The sequence below is a fragment of the Winogradskyella sp. genome, assembly GCF_045105575.1.
Classification (GTDB): Bacteria; Bacteroidota; Bacteroidia; order Flavobacteriales; family Flavobacteriaceae; genus Winogradskyella.
In genome coordinates this window covers 69,496-93,654 of record NZ_JBGCDQ010000022.1, presented here as the reverse complement: position 1 = coordinate 93,654, position 24,159 = coordinate 69,496, and the positions used below count along the sequence as shown (strand labels likewise).

26 protein-coding genes are annotated in these 24,159 nt (G+C 34.7%); 12 read left to right on the top strand and 14 right to left on the bottom strand.

From position 1 onward, the window contains the following. Positions 1 to 19 precede the first annotated feature (19 nt). Together AB8B52_RS05505 and AB8B52_RS05500 are read right to left on the bottom strand one after the other, a co-directional pair. Complete coding sequence (locus AB8B52_RS05505) at positions 20 to 751, bottom strand: hypothetical protein (protein WP_406026025.1); 732 nt, start codon at positions 749 to 751, stop codon at positions 20 to 22. A 28-nt stretch (positions 752 to 779) separates the two neighbouring features. Next, on the bottom strand, positions 780 to 1,385 hold the full coding sequence (locus AB8B52_RS05500) for an ACP phosphodiesterase (RefSeq protein WP_406026023.1): 606 nt from the start codon (positions 1,383 to 1,385) through the stop codon (positions 780 to 782). 120 nt (positions 1,386 to 1,505) lie between these two features. Here AB8B52_RS05500 and glmM point away from each other — a divergent pair, with 120 nt between their 5' ends. Both glmM and AB8B52_RS05490 read left to right on the top strand, forming a co-directional pair. After that, positions 1,506 to 2,894, top strand: coding sequence for a phosphoglucosamine mutase (gene glmM, locus AB8B52_RS05495; RefSeq protein WP_406026021.1), 1,389 nt, complete (start codon positions 1,506 to 1,508; stop codon positions 2,892 to 2,894). A gap of 115 nt (positions 2,895 to 3,009) precedes the next feature. Next, the gene (locus AB8B52_RS05490; RefSeq protein ID WP_406026020.1) at positions 3,010 to 4,515 is read left to right on the top strand and encodes an aminotransferase class V-fold PLP-dependent enzyme; all 1,506 of its coding nucleotides are present in this window, start codon (positions 3,010 to 3,012) and stop codon (positions 4,513 to 4,515) included. 45 nt (positions 4,516 to 4,560) lie between these two features. Here the strand turns inward: AB8B52_RS05490 and AB8B52_RS05485 are convergent, their stop codons facing one another. Then, positions 4,561 to 5,445 carry a lysophospholipid acyltransferase family protein gene (locus AB8B52_RS05485; protein ID WP_406026018.1) on the bottom strand — a complete coding sequence of 295 codons (885 nt, stop codon included), beginning with the start codon at positions 5,443 to 5,445 and terminating at the stop codon, positions 4,561 to 4,563. Positions 5,446 to 5,504: 59 nt separating this feature from the next. On the opposite strand from AB8B52_RS05485, the gene AB8B52_RS05480 reads away from it, so the two are divergent. Next, positions 5,505 to 6,164, top strand: coding sequence for a rhomboid family intramembrane serine protease (locus tag AB8B52_RS05480; protein ID WP_406026016.1), 660 nt, complete (start codon positions 5,505 to 5,507; stop codon positions 6,162 to 6,164). A gap of 134 nt (positions 6,165 to 6,298) precedes the next feature. Here AB8B52_RS05480 and AB8B52_RS05475 read toward each other — a convergent pair whose 3' ends face one another. Continuing rightward, the gene (locus AB8B52_RS05475; protein WP_406026014.1) at positions 6,299 to 7,453 is read right to left on the bottom strand and encodes a redoxin domain-containing protein; all 1,155 of its coding nucleotides are present in this window, start codon (positions 7,451 to 7,453) and stop codon (positions 6,299 to 6,301) included. Between the two features lie 158 nt (positions 7,454 to 7,611). On the opposite strand from AB8B52_RS05475, the gene mnmE reads away from it, so the two are divergent. From mnmE to AB8B52_RS05460, 3 genes are all read left to right on the top strand, one after another. Continuing rightward, positions 7,612 to 9,015: a tRNA uridine-5-carboxymethylaminomethyl(34) synthesis GTPase MnmE gene (mnmE, locus tag AB8B52_RS05470; protein ID WP_406026012.1), complete on the top strand. Its 1,404-nt coding sequence runs from the start codon at positions 7,612 to 7,614 to the stop codon at positions 9,013 to 9,015. A gap of 327 nt (positions 9,016 to 9,342) precedes the next feature. Further along, on the top strand, positions 9,343 to 10,407 hold the full coding sequence (locus tag AB8B52_RS05465) for a hypothetical protein (RefSeq protein ID WP_406026011.1): 1,065 nt from the start codon (positions 9,343 to 9,345) through the stop codon (positions 10,405 to 10,407). Beyond that, positions 10,404 to 11,438 carry an endonuclease gene (locus tag AB8B52_RS05460; protein WP_406026009.1) on the top strand — a complete coding sequence of 345 codons (1,035 nt, stop codon included), beginning with the start codon at positions 10,404 to 10,406 and terminating at the stop codon, positions 11,436 to 11,438. The genes AB8B52_RS05465 and AB8B52_RS05460 overlap by 4 nt, the downstream gene beginning before the upstream one ends. Positions 11,439 to 11,521: 83 nt before the next feature. On the opposite strand, the gene AB8B52_RS05455 is transcribed toward AB8B52_RS05460, so the two are convergent. Further along, positions 11,522 to 12,520, bottom strand: coding sequence for a metal-dependent hydrolase (locus AB8B52_RS05455; RefSeq protein ID WP_406026007.1), 999 nt, complete (start codon positions 12,518 to 12,520; stop codon positions 11,522 to 11,524). 108 nt (positions 12,521 to 12,628) lie between these two features. Here AB8B52_RS05455 and AB8B52_RS05450 point away from each other — a divergent pair, with 108 nt between their 5' ends. The 4 genes from AB8B52_RS05450 (at position 12,629) to AB8B52_RS05435 (ending at position 14,164) form a co-directional block, all read left to right on the top strand. Continuing rightward, positions 12,629 to 13,096, top strand: a complete 468-nt coding sequence (locus AB8B52_RS05450) for a c-type cytochrome (RefSeq protein WP_406026005.1) — start codon at positions 12,629 to 12,631, stop codon at positions 13,094 to 13,096. Between the two features lie 45 nt (positions 13,097 to 13,141). Next, positions 13,142 to 13,435 carry a thioredoxin gene (gene trxA, locus AB8B52_RS05445; RefSeq protein ID WP_406026003.1) on the top strand — a complete coding sequence of 98 codons (294 nt, stop codon included), beginning with the start codon at positions 13,142 to 13,144 and terminating at the stop codon, positions 13,433 to 13,435. Positions 13,436 to 13,556: 121 nt separating this feature from the next. Beyond that, complete coding sequence (locus AB8B52_RS05440) at positions 13,557 to 13,703, top strand: hypothetical protein (RefSeq protein WP_406026001.1); 147 nt, start codon at positions 13,557 to 13,559, stop codon at positions 13,701 to 13,703. Between the two features lie 98 nt (positions 13,704 to 13,801). Beyond that, positions 13,802 to 14,164, top strand: coding sequence for a DUF4870 domain-containing protein (locus AB8B52_RS05435; RefSeq protein ID WP_406026000.1), 363 nt, complete (start codon positions 13,802 to 13,804; stop codon positions 14,162 to 14,164). Positions 14,165 to 14,359: 195 nt separating this feature from the next. On the opposite strand, the gene dnaN is transcribed toward AB8B52_RS05435, so the two are convergent. From dnaN to AB8B52_RS05405, 6 genes are all read right to left on the bottom strand, one after another. Further along, a complete protein-coding gene (gene dnaN, locus AB8B52_RS05430) occupies positions 14,360 to 15,478 on the bottom strand; it encodes a DNA polymerase III subunit beta (RefSeq protein WP_406025998.1) in 1,119 nt (372 codons plus the stop codon). Positions 15,479 to 15,606: 128 nt separating this feature from the next. Further along, positions 15,607 to 17,277, bottom strand: a complete 1,671-nt coding sequence (gene gldG / locus AB8B52_RS05425; protein WP_406025996.1) for a gliding motility-associated ABC transporter substrate-binding protein GldG — start codon at positions 17,275 to 17,277, stop codon at positions 15,607 to 15,609. Then, a complete protein-coding gene (locus AB8B52_RS05420; RefSeq protein WP_406025994.1) occupies positions 17,264 to 17,761 on the bottom strand; it encodes a hypothetical protein in 498 nt (165 codons plus the stop codon). The genes gldG and AB8B52_RS05420 overlap by 14 nt, the downstream gene beginning before the upstream one ends. A 1-nt stretch (position 17,762) precedes the next feature. Next, positions 17,763 to 18,485, bottom strand: coding sequence for a gliding motility-associated ABC transporter permease subunit GldF (gldF, locus tag AB8B52_RS05415; protein ID WP_406025992.1), 723 nt, complete (start codon positions 18,483 to 18,485; stop codon positions 17,763 to 17,765). Between the two features lie 112 nt (positions 18,486 to 18,597). Further along, the gene (locus tag AB8B52_RS05410; RefSeq protein WP_406025990.1) at positions 18,598 to 18,894 is read right to left on the bottom strand and encodes a putative quinol monooxygenase; all 297 of its coding nucleotides are present in this window, start codon (positions 18,892 to 18,894) and stop codon (positions 18,598 to 18,600) included. Positions 18,895 to 18,949: 55 nt separating this feature from the next. Next, positions 18,950 to 19,816, bottom strand: a complete 867-nt coding sequence (locus AB8B52_RS05405; RefSeq protein ID WP_406025989.1) for an S-adenosyl-l-methionine hydroxide adenosyltransferase family protein — start codon at positions 19,814 to 19,816, stop codon at positions 18,950 to 18,952. Between the two features lie 110 nt (positions 19,817 to 19,926). Here AB8B52_RS05405 and AB8B52_RS05400 point away from each other — a divergent pair, with 110 nt between their 5' ends. Both AB8B52_RS05400 and AB8B52_RS05395 read left to right on the top strand, forming a co-directional pair. Beyond that, positions 19,927 to 20,880, top strand: a complete 954-nt coding sequence (locus tag AB8B52_RS05400; RefSeq protein ID WP_406025987.1) for a PhoH family protein — start codon at positions 19,927 to 19,929, stop codon at positions 20,878 to 20,880. Between the two features lie 191 nt (positions 20,881 to 21,071). Beyond that, complete coding sequence (locus AB8B52_RS05395) at positions 21,072 to 22,025, top strand: phosphoribosylaminoimidazolesuccinocarboxamide synthase (protein WP_406025985.1); 954 nt, start codon at positions 21,072 to 21,074, stop codon at positions 22,023 to 22,025. A 101-nt stretch (positions 22,026 to 22,126) separates the two neighbouring features. Here the strand turns inward: AB8B52_RS05395 and AB8B52_RS05390 are convergent, their stop codons facing one another. The 3 genes from AB8B52_RS05390 to AB8B52_RS05380 all read right to left on the bottom strand — a co-directional run bounded on the left by AB8B52_RS05390 (position 22,127) and on the right by AB8B52_RS05380 (position 24,144). Continuing rightward, positions 22,127 to 22,651 carry a DinB family protein gene (locus tag AB8B52_RS05390; RefSeq protein WP_406025983.1) on the bottom strand — a complete coding sequence of 175 codons (525 nt, stop codon included), beginning with the start codon at positions 22,649 to 22,651 and terminating at the stop codon, positions 22,127 to 22,129. Positions 22,652 to 22,802: 151 nt separating this feature from the next. Continuing rightward, complete coding sequence (locus tag AB8B52_RS05385; RefSeq protein WP_406025982.1) at positions 22,803 to 23,558, bottom strand: DUF6048 family protein; 756 nt, start codon at positions 23,556 to 23,558, stop codon at positions 22,803 to 22,805. Then, entirely contained in the window at positions 23,524 to 24,144 is a 621-nt protein-coding gene (locus AB8B52_RS05380) for a DUF6452 family protein (RefSeq protein ID WP_406025980.1), read from the bottom strand. The genes AB8B52_RS05385 and AB8B52_RS05380 overlap by 35 nt, the downstream gene beginning before the upstream one ends. Positions 24,145 to 24,159 lie beyond the last annotated feature (15 nt).

Here is a 24,159-nt window from a genome sequence, read left to right as displayed (position 1 = left end):
GCTGCTTAAACGATCAAGTTTATAATTGAAGTCCTTTTACATCACCCATTTCAATACCCAAAAATAACAACTTATGAAAGGTAGGTAATTGTGCACCACTATCTGTAGTTATCCAATTTTCCCAAGTGGCTTCTAAACCTTTAATAGGTAGAATAGCCACCCACATTTGAAAACTTTGAGGTTTACCCTCAGTATCCAAATGCCATAAATACGAATCTCCTGGTGTTGAGCCTCCTGAAGTATAGGTGACTAAAAGTGCTTCTTTGCGTCCTTCAGTAGTAACTAATCGTCGCTCTGTGCCACTATCAAATACCTTGTAAGGTGCTACAAGCCAAAAAGAATCATTATTAAAATAGCTTTGGGCTTTCTGAATATATTTTTGTTTTTCTATACCATCATAGGCTTGTTCAGCAACAAAAACACTAGAATTGTTTGAGTTTTCAAAATCTAGAATCACGGTAAAATGATCCCAATAGACTTCACATTTACGATCCGATTTATACCATTTATAATGGTGATTGCCTTTAAAAGTCCATTCAAGGTAATCCGTGTTTAAATAGGCGTCTTCGTTTAATGCTTGCAGCATCTTTGTTGCTAGTTGGTCTGCTTGTTCACCTTGTATTCCCGTTGGTAAGTCTTCGTTGTATTTTAAATACATAAATCCAAAGAGTAGGAGTGTCGGCAATGTAAAAAAGACGATAATGCCGCCAATTATTTTTAATATTTTTTTGAGTTTGGATGGTTTTGCCATATGGTCTTAGTATGTTGTTGGAACTAATTTATGTATTATCGAACGCTTTTTCAATTTCTAAACGTTTTATGGTGCTGAAGTCTCTAAGTTCTTCAAAAAATAAGGTAAAGTCTTTTTCAAAAGCTTCATAATGTTCTTTAAGTTCTTTTGTGGCTTCATTCATTTTAGAACGTCCTTCGGTTCTACGATTCATACCATTTAAAACGTTTTGAATACCCTCAACCGTTGCGTAACTCAGCAGCCAGTTCCCTTCAATCATAATTGGAGTCAATTTTTGAAAACGTGGTGGTAGCAAATCTATATGTTCCGTAAGTATTTTGTAAAAATTAGAAATATAATCAGCGAGTGGCACGTTTGAATAAGTCGTCCAATTTTTGGCTAAAAAATGATCGAAAAAGATATCTACAATGACTCCACTATAATGACCATAACCTTTATGCAAGCGTTTGGTACATTGTCTAAAAAGCGGATGTGCATCTGTAAAAGTATCAATTTGGCGATGCAGTTGAATACCAATCTGCATTTCAGAAGGGTATGATTTATATTTATTGCCTCTAATACCGTCAGCAACAAAATTGCCGATAGTGATTAATTTGTTATCTCCAGAAAGATAAATATGTGCCAAAAAATTCATAGAACGAAATTACAAATCTAAACAGAACTGAACCGCTATTTTTTGATTTAACCGAAAAAGCATTTGAGTTCAATGGCATAATGGCATTTAGATATTATATTTGCTCAAAATCAAAAATTTATGACGTTAATAAAATCTATTTCAGGAATTCGTGGCACCATTGGTGGTCCAGTTGATGAGAATTTAACACCAATTGATGCCGTTAAATTTGCAGCAGCTTATGGCACATGGTTGAAGCAACAGCGTAACAAAGAAAATTACCGTGTTGTTGTAGGCAGAGATGCGCGGATTTCAGGCGAAATGATTCAGAATTTAGTGATGAATACTTTGGTTGGTCTTGGTATTCATGTAATTGATCTAGGTTTGTCAACAACACCAACAGTTGAAATTGCAGTACCGATGGAACATGCTGATGGTGGTATTATTTTAACCGCTAGTCATAACCCAAAACAATGGAATGCTTTAAAACTTTTAAATGCGAAGGGCGAATTTTTAAATGGTGAAGAAGGTCAGAAAATATTAGAGATTGCTGAATCTAACCAGATGAACTTTGCAGAAGTAGATGATTTAGGTAAAATAACGGTGAATGATGCGTATATTGATATTCATATTGATGAAGTTTTAGACTTAGAATTAGTCAATACAAAGGCCATTGCAGACGCTAATTTTAAAGTGGTTGTCGATGGTGTCAATTCAACAGGAGGTATCGCTATTCCTTTATTATTAGAGCGTTTAGGAGTAGAAGCTGTCAAATTATATTGTGATCCAACAGGTCATTTTCCTCATAATCCAGAACCTTTAAAAGAACATTTAGGTGACTTAGCAAAAGAAGTTGTAAAACATAATGCTGATTTCGGAATTGTAGTAGATCCTGATGTAGATCGTTTGGCATTTATGGATGAAACAGGCGAAATGTTTGGAGAAGAATATACCTTAGTGGCTTGTGCAGATTACGTATTAAGTAAAACGCCAGGAAATACGGTGAGTAACATGAGTTCTACACGTGCATTACGCGATGTTACCGAGAAGCATGGTGGTACTTACGAAGCTAGTGCAGTAGGTGAAGTGAATGTCGTAACCCTAATGAAAAAGAACAATGTAGTTATTGGTGGTGAAGGTAATGGTGGAATTATCTATCCAGAATCGCATTACGGACGCGATGCTTTAGTTGGTGTGGCTTTGTTTTTAAGCTTATTGGCAGAGAAGCAAATGAAAGTGAGCGAATTAAGAGCCTCTTACCCAAATTACTTTATGAGTAAAAAGAAGATTCAATTAACACCGGAATTGGATGTTGATGGAATTTTAAAAACGATGGAAGCCAATTATAGTCACGAAAAATTAACTACTATCGATGGAGTGAAAATTGATTTTGCAGACAGTTGGGTGCACCTTCGTAAGAGTAATACCGAGCCAATTATTAGAATTTATACCGAAGCACCTTCTCAAGAAGCGGCTGATACTTTGGCAGATCGTATTATTTCAGAAATAAAGGCTATTGCTAATATTTAGTATCTTTGATTTTAAAGATATGACTATAAATTAGGTAATTTGTAGTCTTAGATCTTGAATGCGATATAGGGCTTTAAATAAGTTCTTTTTTAAATTATTATAAAATGTCAAGGGGATGATTTTAGAAAAAAACACGACAGACGCTACCCATTTAGAAACCTATTTTAAGCAATTTAGGCGTCATATCATTGGTCAAGAGCAAACGTTTGTGTCTCCTTATGGCAAACAAAAAATCATCTATACAGATTGGACCGCTTCTGGCCGTTTGTACCGTCCTATAGAGGAAAAATTAATGAATGATTTTGGTCCTTTTGTGGCTAACACGCATACGGAAACGACGGTTTCGGGTACGGCTATGACTAAGGCTTATCATAAAGCGAAGCATATTATTAAGGATCATGTCAATGCTAAAGAAGATGACATCCTTATTGTTTCTGGTAATGGGATGACAGGAGTGATTAACAAGTTTCAGCGTATTTTAGGCTTAAAAATCCCAGAGAATTTAAAAGCGTTCACAAAGATTCCAGATGAAATGCGACCAGTCGTTTTTGTATCGCATATGGAGCATCATTCTAATCAGACGACATGGTTAGAGACCATGGCTAGAGTAGAAGTAGTGCCACCAAATGAAGATGGTCTGTTTTGTCTTAAAAATTTAGAAAAATTATTAGAGCAGTATAAAGATTGTACCATTAAGATTGCTTCAATCATAGGTGGTTCTAACGTCACAGGAATTCAAACTCCTTATCATGAGGTTGCGAAGCTTATGCATCAACATGGTGGTGTTTGTTTTGTGGATTTTGCCTGTTCTGCACCTTATGTTGCTATTGATATGCATCCTGAGGATGAAGACGCGCAATTAGATGCCATATTCTTTTCACCGCATAAATTTTTAGGTGGACCTGGTACTTCTGGTGTGTTGATTTTTAATAAAAAATTGTATAAAAACATGATTCCTGATTGTCCTGGAGGCGGTACTGTAAGTTGGACGAATCCTTGGGGAGAACACAAGTATATTGATAATATTGAAGATCGAGAAGATGGTGGCACTCCAGGATTTCTTCAAGCCATAAAAACAGCACTTTCCATTCGTTTAAAAGAGCAAATGGGAGTGGACAATATTTTAAAACGTGAACATGAATTGGTCAATATCATATTCGATAGGATAGATCATGTATCTAATCTCAATATTTTGGCTGGCCAGCATCGTGAGCGTTTAGGTGTTATTTCATTTTATATTGATGGTTTACATTTTAATCTGGCTGTAAAATTATTGAATGATAAATTCGGAATTCAAACACGTGGTGGTTGCAGTTGCGCAGGCACGTATGGTCACTTTTTATTACATGTTGATCAGCAGATGTCTAATGAACTGACGAACGAAATTTCTATTGGAGATTTAGTCCGTAAACCAGGTTGGATACGAATGTCTATTCATCCTACGACCACTAATAAAGAAATTGAGTTTGTTTGTGATAGCCTTATTGACTTGGCAAAACACCATGAGTCTTGGGCTAAAGATTACGAGTATTCTAAGTGCAATAATGAATTTATTCATAAATCGCTTATCGATCAGCCTTGCACTGCTACTGATGTGGATGCTTGGTTTGAGATGGAGTAGACTTGTTCTAGAACTAAACGTTACAAGCTTTTTCTCTGGGATTATTTATGCAACAGGCACTTTATCCTTATGCTTCCAGCGTTTATGAGTCCAAAGATAATATTGTGGTGCTTCTTTAATCTGTTCTTCAAGTAATTTGAAAAACTGATCGGTAATCTCGTAACTTTCGTGTTCTTTTGGATGCTCAGTTATGGTGGTAAATGTCGTTTCGTAATAACCGCGTTTAATGCGTTTCACACTAAAAAATACCACAGCCATATCTAGTTTTTTTGCCAAGACTTCAGCACCAACATACATAGGTACTTTAATACCCATAAAATTATTCCAATATATGGCTTTATCTGCTTTGGGAGACTGATCGGAAACAAATCCGTTAATGGTGAGTTGTCCTTCTTGCTTCGCAGCGTATAAAACCTTGAAAGTTTCCTTTGTAGTAATAAGATAGGTGTCATGTCTTGCTCTAATGCGTTTTACTAATTTATCAAAATAGGTATTGGCCAAACGTTTGTAAACCGCATAACCTTTGTGTGTAACGTACTTTTGAAGTATAAATATCCATTCCCAACTGCCATAGTGACCACACATTAAAATAACACTGCGTTGTTTCTTTTCGAGATCGTTGAGTAGTTCTACGTTGGTGAATTTGTAACGCTTTAGTAATTCGGTTTCAGAAATAGTCATGGATTTAATGGCTTCTACCATCATATCACAAAAGTGATGGTAAAACTTACTTGTAATTGTGGAGATTTCTTGCTCGGACTTCTCAGGAAAAACCAATCTTAAATTTCCTTTAACCACTGATTTTCTATAGCCAAATATCTTATACATAAAAAGATAAACCACATCAGACAGGCCGTAGAGCAATCTGAATGGTAGCATTGAGATGAGCCACAAAATAGGATAAACAAGAATATAAGCAATAAGTTGCATTAAGGTTTGTTAGTGTTGAAGCACAAATATATTATATTTGATTTATAAGATTAGAATTTATGGATAATTTGGGTATTAGTATTATTACCATGGTGATTATTGCTGCCAACGGCATTATGTCTTTCAAGGGATTAGAAGATCTTAGTTTTTTTGAAAAATATAAATTTAATATTGGGAGCATCAAACGCGGAGAGCAAATAAGAATGTTAAGTTCTGGTTTTTTGCATGCCGACATTAGCCATTTTTTCTTTAATATGTTTACGCTTTATTTTTTTGCAGATGGAGTGGTTGAAATCCTCGGTACGTTTAATTTTATTATTATCTATTTTGCCAGCTTAATTTTTGGTAATTTGTTATCGTTTTACTTTCATAAAGATGAATATTGGTATAGCGCCATTGGTGCCAGTGGAGCTGTAACGGGAGTGTTATATGCTGCTATTTTATTGCAGCCAGGCATGAGTTTGTATATGTATTTTATCCCGATTCCAATTCCAGGTTATGTGTTTGGTATTGGCTATCTCCTGTATTCCATTTATGGTATGAAAAATAAAAGGGATAACATTGGTCACGATGCGCATTTCGGTGGAGCCGTTGGTGGTTATGTAGTCACTTTAATTATGATGCCCAGTTTATTTCAAACCAATTTAGGCTACATAGGTTTGTTAGCCATACCAATTGTGATCTTGTTTGTATTACATAAAACAGGAAAATTGAACTGATAGCACTATAACCAGTCACATCAAATATACATAGGTATCTGCCTAAACTTAGGGATAACTCTAGTAATCACACGTATCGCTTCTACCCAAAAGCTGTTGGCAGTGTTCAACCAACACTATTAAGTATTTTTTGATTATTGATTTATTAATTCTGCAACCTTCAGTTCTAAGGCGCGTCCTCTAAGATTTTTAGCAGCAATGTTTCCGTTTTTATCTAAGATATAAGTGGCAGGTATCGACGTAATGTTGTAAAGTTTTGCTACAGGATCATTAAAATACTGCAAGTTAGATACCTGATGCCATGTTAACTTATCCTTTTCAATAGCATCTAACCATAGCTTTTTAGGTTCCTTTTGCGTCCGCGAACCATCTAAGGATACTCCAATAATCTCTAAACCTTGGTTGTGATATTGCTCGTAAATTTTAACCACATTTGGATTTTCTCTTCGGCAAGGCCCACACCATGCTGCCCAAAAATCGATAATGGTTACTTTTCCTTTCACCTCGTCTAAGGATAACATTGAACCATCAGGCTTAGGCGCTTCAAAACTAGGAGCTTTTTTACCAATCTGTAATTGTGCTGTTTTTTGAAAGGCGTTGTAACGCGTGTCTAATGTTGTTTTTAAAGCCTTGCCAGTTTCAGACGTTTTTAACTCGGAAGATAAATTATTAAAGAGTTCCATATATTTTTCAATATCAATTTTTGGATTCTTTAGGTCTTGATTCATTAGATATAAACTAAACGTACTGTCGCTATTGTCTTTGATGGCGTCTATGTTATATTGAAGTTTTTTATCTTCAAGTGCTTCCATTTCCTGAGCAAGTTGATTCCTATTAGTTCCGCTTTCTTGTTTAAAGCCTCTTCTCATTTCTGTTTTTTTCGCTTGTATATCCTTTTCAATTGCCTTTATTCCGTTTTGATAGGCAGTGAAATTGGCTTGTGACTTGGAACCTGTAATGGTAGATTCGGTAAGTTGGTCTTTATTTATTTCAATAGAGATTTCACTGTTTTCTACCATTATAGGTAGTTTCCCTTTAATACTATTTATGGTAATGTTGTAGAGGGTTGGAGCTTCTACGCTTCCTTCAAAAGAGAAACTTTCATTAACAATCATTTTGGTATCAATTATTTTATCTCTACCTCTAGCATCAATACTATTAAGATGCACTCTAATGCCATTATAAACGCCTTTAGCGGTACCGTTAATTACAAAATCTGTTCGTTTTGGTTCTTCTTTGCAACTAAAAAGTATCACACTAGCGCAAATGAAAATGAATAGTTTTTTCATGATTAAATGAATATTATGGTTTAAAATTATCTACTGTAGTGCAAATATAAAAACAAAGCTTTAAAAATGCCTACTTAAATACAATCTGTTAAAGTGTGCGGTGCAATGGTTAAGGAATTCCATAATTTACAATACTTTTGCATTAAACTCTTTTGAACATGCATAACGATACAATTGTTGCTTTGGCGACACCCTCTGGAAGCGGAGCTATTGCTGTTTTACGATTATCTGGAAGTGATGCCATTATGATTGCGTCAACATGTTTTAAATCGGTTTCGGGAAAAGACTTGACTAAACAAGCGACGCATACCATTCACTTAGGTCATATTTTAGATGGTAAACGTACTATAGATCAGGTTTTGGTTTCGCTGTTTAAAGATCCAAATTCTTATACAGGTGAAAATGTGGTTGAAATATCGTGCCATGGGTCGTCTTATATTCAACAAGAAATCATTCAATTATTTTTAAGACAAGGCTGCCGAATGGCCACTGCTGGTGAGTTTACGTTGCGCGCATTTTTAAATGGTAAATTAGATTTGAGTCAGGCAGAAGCTGTAGCCGATTTAATATCAAGTGATAATGAAGCGTCTCACCAAATAGCCATGCAACAAATGCGTGGTGGGTTTTCTTCTGAAATTGCCAAGCTTCGTGCAGAATTATTAAACTTTGCTTCGTTAATAGAGTTGGAATTGGACTTTGCCGAAGAAGACGTAGAGTTTGCAGATCGCACACAATTTAAACAATTGATTGATCGGATTACCTTTGTTTTGAAACGTTTAATTGATTCGTTTGCGGTTGGTAATGTGATTAAAAACGGTATACCTGTGGCAATTGTGGGTGAACCAAATGTTGGGAAATCCACCTTATTAAATGCTTTATTGAATGAAGACAGAGCGATAGTTTCTGAAATTGCAGGAACCACAAGAGATACGATTGAAGACGAAATTTCCATTGGCGGCATCGGTTTTAGATTCATTGATACAGCAGGTATACGTGAAACCGAAGACGTTGTTGAAAATATTGGAATTAAAAAGACGTTTGAGAAGATTGAACAAGCGCAAGTGGTTATTTATTTGTTAGATGCTGTCACTTCAAGCGCAGTCGAGAAGTCTAAAGTTGCTGCGATCGAAATTGAAAAAATAAAAAACAAATTTCCACAAAAGCAGTTGTTGGTGATTTTGAATAAAATTGACCAAATTACAGATTCAGAACTCGCTAATTTACGAACACACCTAGAACCTCATACGGTAAACTTAATCCCTATTTCTGCAAAAACAGGTTTTGGAGTGGAACAGCTAACCAATAAACTACTCAATTTAATTAATACGGGCGCATTACGAAATAACGAAACTATTGTAACTAATTCGCGTCATTATGACGCTTTACTGAAAGCTTTTGAAGAAGTTGCAAAAGTAAAAGAAGGACTAGAAACAGGACTTTCAGGAGATTTGTTGGCTATTGATATTCGCCAAGCCTTGTATCACTTTGGCGAGATCACAGGCGAAATTACAAATGATGATTTGCTAGGTAATATTTTTGCTAATTTTTGTATTGGGAAGTGAGTAAAATAGAAAAGCTGTAATTTTTTTGTAATTTTACTTATACCAAACTTGTTTTGGTATCTTTTAAAATCGAAGTAGAATATGCTATCTGTGATTCTCGTAATTAGAGGCATTTCAGAGGTGTTTTTTGTGATCCATAAAAGTGATTTGGCTAAAGGTATTTTAGTAAGGTGTATGTGAGCATAGAGAGTAGTTAATAACGTTTTGAAAAGGCTTTATGGATCATGTTTAGCATCTGTTTATAGTTAAAAAAGAACGTTTATCGTGATATGAGTATCTTATCTATTTTAAGCCTTATATTTGAAAAAAATGTGCCCTAGATAGATTTTGAACAGACTACGATTACTCATTATATTATTGGTATGCTCTTATACCGCTTTTTCTCAAGTCGGTATTGGTACCACAACACCAGATGATTCTGCCATACTAGATATATCTTCTACCACACAAGGGTTTCTTTTACCTCGCATGAATGAAGTTCAACGCAATGGTATTGCAAATCCTGCAACCGGTTTGCTTATCTATCTTATAGAAGGCACGCAGCAGTGTTTGCAAGTTTATAATGGTAGTGGTTGGGAGACGATTTACTGTCCAACAACAAATACAGTTCCTGTAGCTACGAATGTATCATTTAGTGGAAGTTTAAATGTTGGAGCTGTGCTTAGTGCGTCTTACACATATCAAGACGCAGAATTAGATATTGAAAATAATTCTATTTATCAATGGTATCGCGCAGATGATGCGTCTGGTGCTAATGAGGTGGTTATAACTGGAGCAACGAATTTGGCTTATACACTCACAAGTACTGATGATGGTAAATATATCAGTTTTGGAGTAACACCTACTTCAGCAACAGGAGCCTTAACAGGTTTGGAAGTTAGAACCAATTATGCAGGTGCTGTAGGCACAGCGAGTGCGAGTATAGCCAGACTAAATGAATTTCATTATGATAATACAGGTTCGCCAGATGTTAATGAGTTTGTAGAAGTGAGGTTAACAGGGAATTTAGGAAGTCAGCCAGCTGATTTATCGCTGTACACGGTAACGTTATATAATGGCAATAATCAATCCTCTTATGATACTGAAACTTTAAATAATCTAACACAAACGTGCGACGGATTATATTGTTATTATGTATTTGAACCTGTTCAAATTCAAAATGGTACTCCCGATGGCATAGCGTTAAGCGGTCCTTCTGGTCTTATTGAATTTTTCAGTTATGAAGGAACATTCACTGCTGCAGATGGTATAGCTTCTGGTATATTGAGTACAGATATTGGTGTTTCAGAAACTAATGCTACTGACCCAGATGGATCATTAGAACGCTCTTCATCTGGAGTTTGGAGTGTAAGTGCAACGGCTAATACTAAAGGTGCAGCAAATAGTTTATGAAGCATATTACACTTCTTTTACTAGCCTTTTTATGGACTACTATTTTATTCAGTCAAGTTGGTATTGGTACAAACACACCAGATAATTCAGCTGCATTGCATATTGACAGTGAAACCCAAGGATTTCTTCCACCACGAATGACTTCGGTACAACGTGATGCAATTGCAGTTACAACAGATTCTAAAGGGCTTATTATTTATAATACAGATTCCAATAAGCTTAACATTTTTGATGGTGTGACGTGGCATGCTATTGTAACATCACAACCTGAACAAATTTGCGCAACTGCCTCTACATTAGTTGAATTTTTAACCTGTTTGCAAACTAATTATACTCCAGATCAAACATTAGGTTATACTGATGCTAGAGATATTATGTATAGTGTAGTTGATGTCAACCCAATAACTCAAGAATTAAAAGGTGTCTATACAGATTTTACAATTTTAATGGATTATAGCACCGATTTAGATCCTTCCATCCATGCTTTTAATTTAGGTATGAATGCAGAACATATTTTTCCACAAAGTATGGGAGCGTCAGAAGAGCCTGCTCGAAGTGATTTATTTAATTTATTTCCGTCTCGTGTTGAGGTAAATTCGGCAAGAGGCAGTTGTCCTTTTAATGAGATTACCGATGGTGATACCGAGTCTTGGTATTATTTAAACCAAACTTTAAATACAATTCCAGTTACAAATATTGAGCGTTATACAGAGATTGATAATGAAACGTCTTATCCACTATTAGCTTTAATTCAACAATTTTCTTTAGAGCCACAAGAGCAAAAAAAAGGAGATATTGCACGTGTGGTATTTTATTTTTATAGCATTTATAATGCGACTAATATCAACAGTTACATGTCTACTGCAAATGATGTTTTTTTTGATTATATGAAGGCAATCTTACTCATATGGCACAGCAATGACCCTGTCGATCAGGCAGAATTAGATAGAAATACGCTTATTGAAACCTACCAAGGTAATAGTAATCCGTTTGTGCTAGATAGTAGTTTAGCTCCAAGGATGTTTAATTGATTTTCTTAAGTTAAGAGTTATTTTAGTTTTACGCGACTGTTCTTCGTGCCGTATTCTGTTCAACACGTTTGCATTAACACGAATTAATTGCCCTTAATACGTTCCCACAAACTAGACATTAATTTTTTAGCATCTTGTGGTGTTTTTTCTTGTTCTATAAAACTTACATTACCCGAAGCGTCCTCAATAATTTCAAATTTAAATACAAATTCTTCAGATTGTGGTTCTAAACTCAGTAGTCCAAATCGTAAATCATTGTAATATACTTTCCCGTTAGTTTTAGTAATGGTATACCAACCTTCCGAAATGGCAATCATGCGTTGTACTTTTTCGTTGTTACTTAGGTTTCCTAACAAGTGATGATTTTTTGGATAGGTCTCAAAAGTGATTTCTTTACTGTCAAAAAACGAATACGTACCTAATAGATAGTCGTTTTCGGTTTCAATATTAGCATTCCATAAAATAGTGTTGAGAGGTGACGGCCTTGTGTCTATTTGATTGTAAGCGATGCTTTGGGTAAGCAAGGCATCTTCAAATTTGGTAAATGCTACATCTTTCAAAATAAAAGTAAAACCTAAATATATGGTGCTTATTGTGAGTCCGATAGTATTGTAAATCTGTCGTTTTTTAGACGTCCGTTTTTGAAACATAGTTAAAATCAAAAACACTAAAAATGGAACGGTATACAGCGGATCGACCACAAATATGGTTTTAAACGCTAATCTTAAATCTAAAGGCCAAAACAATTGTGTGCCCCAAGTGGTATGTGCATCTAAAATAGGATGTGTTAAAAACGCCCAGAAAAATAACCATGACCACCCTTTAAAATCTTTAAAGGTTTCATAACGCGAAACGAGCCATCCAAAAACTGGAGCAAATAGCACTGAGAACAAAATAGAGTGGGTGAAGCCGCGATGAATGGCTAAAGCCGAAACGGTATCTGTAAAGTTTGAGGCTAAAACATCTAAATCTGGAATAGTACCAGCAATAGCTCCATATAACATGGCTTTGTTACCAACTTTTTTACCTAAAACAGCTTCGCCAACGGCTGCGCCTAAAACAATTTGTGTGAGTGAATCCATAGCTAATAGCAAAAATACATTTTCTGTCGTTTGTATCCGTTGCTATTGTAACATTAGTTACGGTTTGAGAATAATTACCGTTGTATTTTTATTAAAAATCAATCTGATATGAAAAATAGTACAGGAATACTCGTTTTATTTATGATTTTAATGAGCTGTAATTCTGGTGAAAAGAAGAATGATGCTTACAGTGCTGTCCCTAAAACAGAAAAGGCAAAAGACCACCCAGGAAAGACATTAATGGAGACTAATTGCTACATCTGCCATAGTCCAACGGCGACACAAGATGCGAGAATTGGTCCACCAATGATTGCAATTAAGAAGCATTATATCAATGATACTATTACAAAAGAAGCCTTTGTAGCAGCATTGCAAGCTTGGATTAAAAACCCGAATGCAGAAGATGTTAAAATGTTTGGTGCCGTAAAACGCTTTGGAGTGATGCCAAAGCAGGCGTTTCCCGAAGCCATAATTACTCAAATTGCTGAGTATATGTATGATTTTGAAATTGAGCAACCCATTTGGTTTGAAACTCATTTTAAAAAACAAAAAGGGAAGTCTGAAAAAAAGTTCTAATAAAAGAATAAATTACCTTTGATGTATAAAGTAAACAACTAAGCTATGAGTAAATTTTCAGAGTTAATAAATCAAGATCAAGCTGTTTTAGTTGATTTTTTTGCCGATTGGTGTGGACCTTGTAAAGTTCTAGCTCCAATTTTAAAAGATGTAAAAGCTGCTTTAGGAGAGGATGTTAGTATTATTAAAATCGATGTCGATAAGAATCAAGCTTTAGCAACTAAATACAAAGTAAGAGGTGTGCCAACGATGCTCTTATTTAAAAATGGGAAACAGGTTTGGAGACAATCTGGCGTGCTTCAAAAAGATGAACTTATTGCTATTATAAATTCTCACTAAAGCGACATAAAATGCTGATTAGCATTTTTATTTTACAATAATCTATTTCCTGATAAATATCATATTTGTTTCTAAGCATGATTGTTATTTTTACGGTATTATAATAACTAAATTTAATACCATGATTTTACAAAATATCTCATTATATAGCTGGACAAATGGTGTCGTTATGATCGCCATTTTTGCAGCAGTATGTCTTACCTTAGTTGGTATACTGGTCAATTTTATGGCTAGTGGTAAAAAGAAGGATGAAGCTAATAACGACTGAGACTTTTTTTGTTTTTTCTAAATCACTAAAAAAAAAAGTCTTTTATTTTTGTAACATTTGAAACTGATATGCGTCCTATAGATGTAAAATTTATAACTATGGAATCAAATTACCACACCCTTAAACGCACAGATAATCAATTGTTAGTTATTACTCATTTATCACAACTGCTAACTTATGTTACAGGTTTTGGTGGGCTTTTAGCACCATTAATTATTTGGGCAACACAAAAAGATCAAGTGGATAGTATGGACACTCACGGCAAGGCTATTTTGAATTTTCAATTGAGTGTACTCATCTATTCCCTATTAAGTATTCCTTTAATTCTTGTTTTTGGATTAGGAATCGTAACTTTAATACTCATCGGAATTTTGGCATTTGTAATGCCAATTATTAACGCCATAAAAGCTAGTAATGGAGAATTACCAAGCTATCCATTGTCTATTAATTTTATTAGTTAGTTAAATTAAAGAAATGGACATGAAAAGGCTTACCGTATGGTGAGCCTTTTTTATTCCTGAGAAGGCAGGAATCTCTAACTCGAAAGACGTAAATTTAGATGTAAAGAAAAAAAAATGCTCATCATTTGATAAGCATTTTTTTAATATTTATGTATACCGTATTGTATATGAGATTCTTGCCTTGGTAAGAATTTGTTAGTTATTCAACATCACAGGCATCACTAACATGGTCACATGCTCACCTTCATCTAAACCATCAATTGGTGTTAAGATTCCAGCTCTATTTGGCAAACTCATTTCTAACTGTACGTTATCTGAGTTAAGGTTATTAATCATTTCTGTTAAAAAGCGCGAGTTAAATCCTATTTGCATATCGTCACCTTGATAATCACAAGTTAAACGTTCTTCTGCTTTGTTAGAGTAATCGATATCTTCTGCAGAAATATTTAATTCCGCACCAGCAATCTTCAAACGAATTTGATGTGTGGTTTTGTTAGAAAAGATACTGACACGACGCACAGAGTTTAAAAACTGTGTTCTGTCGATAACTAATTTATTCGGGTTTTCTTTAGGAATTACCGCTTCGTAATTCGGATATTTCCCATCAATTAAACGACAAATTAACACGGAATTTTCAAAAGTAAACTTCGCATTAGATTCATTGTATTCTACTAAAACATCGTCATCACTTCCTGCTAAAATACCTTTTAAAAGATTCAAAGGTTTTTTAGGCATAATAAATTCTGCAGTTTCAGTTGCATTAACATCATGTCTTGTGTACTTCACCAATTTGTGCGCATCAGTAGCGACAAAGGTTAAATTATCTTGAGAAAATTGAAAGAAGACACCACTCATTACAGGTCTTAAATCGTCATTACCAGCAGCAAAAATCGTTTTACTAATGGCAGTGGCTAAAATATCACCCATGATGGTTGTGGTACTTGCATCTTCAATAGACACAGCGTTGGGAAATTCTGCACCATCAGCATAGGCCAAAGCATATTTACCGTGATTAGAACTTATTTCAACGGTGTTATTCTCTTCAACCACAAAAGTTAAAGGTTGCTCCGGAAACGTCTTTAACGTATCTAATAACAACCGTGCTGGTAATGCAATACTACCTTCAGAATCACTTTCTACGTCAATCGTTGCAGACATCGTTGTCTCTAAATCACTAGCCGAAATTGATAATTTAGACTGGCTCAAATCAAATAAGAAATTATCTAAAATAGGTAAGGTATTGCTGTTATTAATAACTCCACCTAATATTTGAAGTTGCTTTAGTAAATAGGTACTTGAAACAATAAATTTCATGTTGAATATATGTATTTAAAACTTTAATTCGTCCTACAAATATATCTTAATCCAAGGGTTTTGTAAAACAAACTTATTAACAAATATAGAAGTCAAATGATGGTTTTTTTCTAATAATGTACTAAATTTTAAGAGGCGTACTTGCGCTTTCTTAAGTAATTAAATAAAAATCCAAATAACCCTAAAATTATAAGTGGCAAAGCCATATTAATAAATTGCCAAGTGCCTCTAGTTTCCTTGGTTTTTTCGGCATCTAAAAATGCAATGTTGATGTCTTTGGCTCTTATGTTTATAAGTCCGTTGTCGTCTAATAGATAATTAACGGTATTGAGCAAAAACTCTTTGTTACCGAAAGATTTTCCTGTAAGTTGATCAAAACCGAGTTCTTGAGGTCTGTTTTTAATCACATCATTTTTAATGACATCTCCATCGGAAATAACAACCATTTTGGTCGCTATACTTTTTGATTTAAAATCCTTGACTTTAAAAGGCAATACACGTTGGTCGTAAACCGATGAAAATTCACCTTCTAAAATGACTGCTAAATTTTGAGGTCCTAAATTGTAACTGGCTTCATCAGGCGCGTTCATTACGTTGGCTAATGAAATGGTAGTTGGTGCACCTTCCGTTTTAGACTTTGGTGAACTCTGAACAAGAATAGACTTTTTAATAGTATTTTTTAAAGTGTCTATCGGACTCGAAAAATCAAATCGCACTAGGTCTAAATTCTTAGTAATCGGATGTCCAGGATTAGCGGCAGCCAAAGGCGAATATTGCCACTGAATGGGTTGCATTTGTGCTTCACTTCCTTCGCCAATGGCTAGCATTATGGGAGCAGAGAAGAGGTCTTTTACTAAAACAGGGTTAATGCGTACTCCGTATTTAAAGAAAAAATCATTCAAATTTAAGTTGCGCATTATAGAAACACTGGTGCCTGTGTCGTTATACAAACTATCCTTATCCATAACCACAGCTTCTGTAAGCCAAAGGCTTTTTCCTCCGCTCATGGCGTATTGGTCTAAAACTAATTTTTCATTTTCAGAAAATGCAACACTTGGCTTTGCTGAAACTATAAGGTCATATGCTTTTAATTTATTTAAGGTGCTTTGCGGATTACTGGCTACGCTATCTAAAGTAAAAGGTGCAATATTGTAATAGGGTTTAATGGTTTTAAGGAAATCTGCAATAAGAATATCATCTAATTGACCGTTGCCTTTTAAAATAGCAATCTTTTTAGCTTTTGCATTTACCAATTTACTAAAACCATCCGCAAACGCATACTCTAAAGCTTGTACTGAATTGTTAATTTGTTCTTGTAAACCTTGAGTAATACTGCGTTTTAATAGTGGAATTTTAACCCGTTTGTCTCTATAGCTAGCGTAAGCCCAAGGAAAAATAATATCTTGCGTCACTTTACCTGTGCTATTGTCAGTATTGATGTAAGGTTCTAAGCCTTGTTTGGTCAATTCTTCAATATATTGTTGACGTGTGGTTTCATCTTCAATAGGGTTGATGTAATTGACGATAACTTGATTGGTTTCAAGCTGAAATTCATCTACCAGTTGTTTCACTTCAGTTTGAAGTAATCTAAATTCTGAAGGAAAATCACCTTCCAAAAAGATATCTATAATTAAAGGCGAATCTAAGTCTTTTATTAAATTTTTTGAAACCTCCGAAAGTGTATAGCGTTGGTCTTTAGTTAAATCGAAGCGATGGTACACCGAACCAGCTATTGCATTCACAACAATAAGTCCGATGACAATAGCCACACTATAAAGTATAGATTTATTTTGTTTCATTCTCGTACGTTATTGGTTCTTCATAAGTTTTAACGGCAACGACTTTATTATTCTGAAATGTAATTTCCACGCAATCTTTGGTGTCTGTAAATGCACCAGGTTCTATGCCAAGTCCGTAATTCCATTTGTTAGTATCATGCGCTTTTTTTGCATCGTCCCAAGATAACCATTCTTCTTTACCAAGTAAATTTGTGATCTCCTCTTTTGAAGTACCAATAAGCGTATCTGAAGTTATGGTGTTATCAATCATTTCGTAACGCAATGCTGGATTTTCGAGCCAAGCCTCGCTATCAAAATATTTTTGATGGTGGTAGCTACTAAAAATATTTAGCATCGGATAAAACATAAAGAAAAATGCCAAAGGTGTTAAGACTAAACTTAGTAATGCAGATAACCATTTGCGTTTATCAACCGTGTTTAAAAACAGAAACAGGAGTATAAAAACAACCACAAGAAACACGACAAGTAAAGGTGTAATAATCATATTATTGTTTTTGGATTCTCAGTTTTGTAAACAATAAGAACGCAAACGCAATACTTATAAAATAGACCAAATCTCTAGTATCAATAACTCCACGACTCATACTATTATAATGTGCAGACATGCCTAAGTTTTCTAAATAGACCAAATTATCAAAAAGGGTGTAGTTGGACAGTCCTTCAAATCCAAAATAGAAAAAGAAACAAATAAACACTGCGATTATAAAAGCAACAATCTGATTATCAGAAAGCGTAGACGCAAACACACCAATAGCAGTATAAGCAGCAATTAAAAAGAGCAGCCCAAAATACGACCCAATGGTACTTCCCATATCTAAATTGCCTTCCGGATTTCCTAATTGCGAAACCGTGTACACATAAAGAAACGTTGGTATCAGTGCTATTATAATAAGAACAAAAGCACCAAGATACTTGCCCAGTACAATTTGAAAATGAGAAATAGGTTTAGTGACGAGTAGCTCTAAAGTACCTTGTTTTTTTTCATCACTAAAACTGCGCATGGTAACTGCAGGTACTAAGAAAATAAGAATCCACGGAGCCAATAAAAAGAACGGAGATAAACTTGCTAAACCATTGTCTAAAATATTGAATTCGCCTTTAAATACCCAAAGGGACAATCCGTTTAATAATAGAAATACACCAATAACCAAATAACCAATTGGCGAGGCGAAGAAGGTGTTTATTTCTTTTTTAAGTATTGCGAGCATTTGTTAATTTTCAGTGTTCAGTGTTCAGTGTTCAGTATTCAGTATTGCGTCTTTGCGCCTTAGCGATATACATTTTTTTTACCTTAATTCTTAATTCTTAATTCGTACATCGTCAATCCAAACTCGCCAATTTATCGACGCTCCAGGCTTCAGCCTTAGCATTAAACATGGGTTTCGTATTTGCCCAAACTCCTTTAAATAAGTCTGAATGGCGATACGTATTCAAATCATCTTCAGAATTCCAATAACTGTAGGTGAAAAATATATTGGTGCTATTCTGATCACGATAAAGTTCTAAAAACTGACAGCCTTCAAAATTTCGAATTTTTTCTTTAACCATTTCAAAATTAGCCAAGAATTCTTCAATTTTTGAAGGTTCAAAACTCATTTTTACAATTCTTACTAACATATTTTAAAACCCTATTTTAATCTTTACTAACGAAAATTCTATTATGACTATGATTTTAGGCGTCAACACCTCGCGGAAGCACTGATGGTAAACTTTTAAAATTAACAGTAACCGTATCCATGTTTTTTAAACCCATTAAGGTTGAAGCTCCACCAACGGTACTGCAATTACTTTTATAAACTGCAATTTCTAAATACCCAGACGAATTAAAAACAACCAAACCTTTACCTTCAACGGTGCGTTTAGATTCTTCAATTTTAAAATCTATGATATCACTAAACCTATTGTGTATTTTTTCAAACTTGTGGTTTCTTGCTGAAATTTCAAACTTTCTGGTTTTCTGAACATTTTCAAAAAACTTTCGTTTAATATTAGTCACCACATTACCGTAATTGTCGATATAAATAACACTTCCAATAATTTGGTTTTGTTCGTCATTAACAAACGGAATTAAATTTTTAATAGGTTTAATAGTGTTAATAACTTTTCCTATTACCTCTAAGGTACCACCACGTGCAATATGGCAAGCGACTTTTACAAAAATATCTAATACAGGAAAACTGGTTTCTACTCTATCATGGATATTAATTTCAACGATCTTCTGTGGAGCAATTTCGGCACAAACCATACTCATTATACCATTGTTGGCACAGATAAAGTAATGGTCGTCTAGTTTTACTGCAATATGTTTGTTTTCAGGGTTTAACTCAGAATCAATTCCTATAATATGAATCGTTCCTTGAGGAAAACTACTATAAGCATTTTGAATAATATATGCCGCTTCCGAAATATTAAATGGCGCTACGGAATGCGAAATATCTACAATTCTAATCGCTTCAAGTTCGCTATAAATAGCTCCTTTTATGGCTCCTGCAAAGTGATCTTTTTCTCCAAAATCAGTCGTTAAAGTGATTATCGCCATGGATTGATTGTTGATATTTTTTTAAGAATTGTGGTTGTAAAATTATTAGCTTTGTGTGTATACAAAACTAAGAAAAGAAAATAGATTAACACATTAAATCAAACAGGCTTTTGAATGAACTTATTATAGAACTTGAAGAAATTACACCAAAAGAATTTTTCGGTGCTCAAAATGCAAATATCGTTTTACTTAAAAAGTATTTTCCTAAACTTAAATTGGTTGCCAGAGGTAATACAATTAAAGCTTATGGAGATGAAGATTTACTCGAAGAGTTCGATCGCAGAATGACGATGCTCATTAAGCATTTTGCCAAATATAATAAGCTAGATGAAAATGTTATTGAGCGTGTCTTAACCAGCCAAAGCAGTGATGATTATAAGACCTCTACTAAAAGTGGCGAAGTTATAGTGCATGGTGTTGGTGGTAAATTGATAAAAGCACAAACTGCAAATCAGCGTAAACTAGTAGAGAGCATGCGTAAAAACGATATGGTTTTTGCTATTGGCCCTGCTGGTACTGGTAAAACCTATGTTAGTGTTGCTCTTGCTGTTCAAGCCTTAAAAAACAAAGAAGTTAAGCGTATTATATTAACGCGTCCTGCGGTAGAAGCTGGTGAAAATTTAGGATTTCTTCCTGGTGATTTAAAGGAAAAATTAGATCCATACATGCAACCTTTGTACGATGCTTTGCGTGATATGATTCCGCACGAAAAATTAGAAAGTTATATCGAAAAAGGCGTAATTCAAATCGCTCCATTAGCCTTTATGCGTGGTCGTACCTTGGATAATGCCTTTGTGATTTTAGATGAAGGCCAAAATACAACGCATGCCCAAATGAAAATGTTTTTAACCCGAATGGGTAAAAATGCCAAGTTTATGCTTACTGGTGATCCTGGTCAGGTTGATCTCCCACGTCGTTCCATTTCTGGATTAAAAGAAGCCCTTTTGGTGTTGAAAAATGTGGAAGGTATTGGCATGATATATTTAGATGATAAAGATGTCATTCGCCATAAATTGGTAAAAAAGGTGATAGCGGCTTATAAGAGTATTGAGAATCGGGATTAACGTAGGGACAAGTCGCGACTTGTCCGCACAGAGCATTGACATAAATAATATCCATTTTTATACTTATAAAATAAAATATTCAAAAGGGGAAAATTGTGTGAAATAATAGTTTGTATGGGATGTATTTAGGGACAAGTCTCGACTTGTTCGTACCATCCCAAATTTTTAAATAAAAAATATAGATTCAAATAATGGCAAATACCATAATAGATACCAATTTTAATTTTCCGAATCAAAAAAGCGTTTACAAAGGAAAAGTAAGAGCGGTTTATAATATTAACAATGAGCAATTAGTTATGGTTGCTACAGATCGCTTAAGTGCTTTTGATGTGGTGATGCCAAAAGGCATTCCTTTTAAAGGTCAAATTCTCAATCAGATTGCAACCAAAATGATGAAGGCTACTGAAGATTTAGTACCTAATTGGTTGGTTGCTGCACCAGATCCGAATGTTGCTATTGGTCATTTGTGTACACCGTTTAAAGTAGAAATGGTCATTAGAGGTTATATGTCTGGCCACGCTGCACGCGAATATAAACTTGGTAAGCGCATGCTCTGCGGAGTGCCAATGCCAGAAGGCATGAAGGAAAACGATAAATTTCCAGAACCCATAATTACGCCAGCTACTAAAGCCGAAATGGGAGACCATGATGAAGATATTTCTAGAGAAGATATCATAATAAAAGGTATTGTATCTGAGGAAGATTATCTAGTGCTTGAAGATTATACCAAAAAGTTATTTCAACGCGGCACAGAAATCGCAGCAGAACGCGGTTTAATTTTAGTAGATACGAAATACGAATTCGGGAAAACCAAAGACGGAAAAATTGTATTGATTGACGAAATTCACACACCAGATTCCTCGCGTTACTTTTATGCAGAAGGTTATCAAGAACGCCAAGATAAAGGTGAAGCTCAAAAACAGCTGTCTAAAGAATTTGTGAGACAATGGCTAATAGCTAACAACTTTCAAGGCTTAGAAGGCCAAACAGTGCCGTTTATGAATGATGATTATATTACGTCTGTAAGTGAACGTTATATTGAATTGTATGAAAATATTACAGGTGACACTTTTGTGAAAGGTGATGTTTCTGATATTCAGAATCGGATTGAAGGGAATGTTTTAGAGTATTTAGAACGTCTTTAGTTGTAATATTTTTAATTGTTCTGGTTTTAAACTTGGTTCAGAATCTCACTTTATTCACCAATAAGAGGTTTAAATAAATTCGGTAATACAAAACGAGATTATTAATAATTACGCTTCAAAATCTCAGTATGATGGTCCACATGGCAAGTCGTCCACATGATAATTTCACGAATTGGCATTTTACCCATTAGCGGATGTGGTAAAACCAAAAGGTCTAAATTTCTATCGCTAATACGTTTGGTTTTGTATTGCAGTTTTTTGTGCTCTGTTTGTAGTCGGTTTAAAATATACTGTTTATCTGAAAGTGGAGGTATTTTCATGTTACGAGAGCCTTTAAACGTTTCACCTTTTTTTTCTAATAAACGTTCATGGTAGCGTTTTACGAGATCATCGTAAGTTTTAGAAGGTCTGTTGGCACGTCCAAATTTAAAACGCAATAAGAATTTTGGCATACTTAAGGCATTATTCAAAGGAACGATACTTTGTAAAAGATGCAAAGCCTGCTGTCCTGCAGTCCATTTATTTGCAGGTCCTTGTGTCCAAGATTCAGCGGTTTGATGTTCTAACCACGCTATTAATTCAACATGCTTAGCTTCAATTAAATCAGCAATATCATCTTTATGCATAGACTTTAATTTAATAAAGAAAAGATAGGGATTTATTTTGTTAGAATGAGGATCACTTTGCTTTTAAACTAAGAATACAGATTATATGCGTATTAAATTAGAATTTCGTTTTTGTCTCGATAGTTATCGAGCTTGGAATTTAAAGTTATTACTATTCCACTTCCTTCTCTTGAACCACAATTTTATCCTTCTTAAAAATTGGGACTAAATAAGACAGGTTAAACCCAAAACCAGCACCAATTCGGCTACTATCAAACGTTCTATTAAAACCAGGAATATATAAATTTTGATAATTGTCAATTTCAGATTCAGTTGCAAGCACTTTTAATTGCACGTTAATACCTGCGAAAAAATTATTAAAAAGTTCAGCTTTTAAGCCTACAATCAATTCTACCCAAAGCGCTGATAAACCATTAAATTCTTGGGCTTCATCGACAATAAATTGTTCGCCCCAATATTGGTTATTAACATCGTAAATGGTATAGCTATTTCGGGTTTGGCTAAAGGAACTTGCTCCAACACGGAAACCACCATAGATCATATTTTCCATATCGAGCCAGTTGGTGTAGAAATTCATGTCAATACCAGCTTTAAAATAGCTGCCTTTTGTAGTATTATTTAAAAAGTCTGTTTCCAAAGTGCGTTCTTCGTTACCAATTTCTCCAGCAATATAGATGCGTTTTGTGATTCGGTAATCTCCCATAATTTCAAAACCAGAATAGTTGTCGTCAAAATAAGTGCGCGCCAGTTTGCTGATATCTGCACCAAGTCTTAATCCATATTTTTGTTTGAAGACTAAAGTATCGTTAACTATTTTTTTCTCATCTTGCGCAAATACCATCGTAGAAAACAACAGTAGTATAGCAAGACTTCTAATGCAAGATGCGAACATGTGTTGTGTTTTCATTGGTTATTCCAGATTCCAAACTTGGGTCTTCTATAATATTGCGTATCCATAAGCTGCCATCATTGCCATTTTCTTCAACTTCTAAACTATTAAATAAGCTCTTGTAACCACAAGCTCTTGACACATATATAAATTCTGAATTATATCGGATTTCTAAAATATCTTTGTTAGATGTGGTCGGATTTTCAGTATCGAGTCTTAAGTTGGTATCACGCTCCAAAATAAACCGCGTTGTTACAAAGTCGTTTCCTAAATCATCAGCAATTTTTAGAGGTAAGGCTATTCTGTTTTTATTGGTATTAAAAACAAAGGTAGGTTCGGCACCAGCAGATGTTTCTAATAAAATCCCGTCTGTTGCTTCTTCGGGTTCAAACGGTACACCATTGTCATCTACAAAGATGCCCTCTCCATAAACTGTAAGTCGTGGTACGTTTTTTAAGACTTCAGAATCTTCAAAATCATAAAATTCTATAATTAAACGTGGAGTTGTTTCAGTTGATTCAGGGCAAATATCATCGCGTTCGCAACTAAACGTAATTACAATTATTAGTAAAATAAAGCTTAGAAAAAGAAGTATGCGTTTCAAATTAATTGTTTTCAG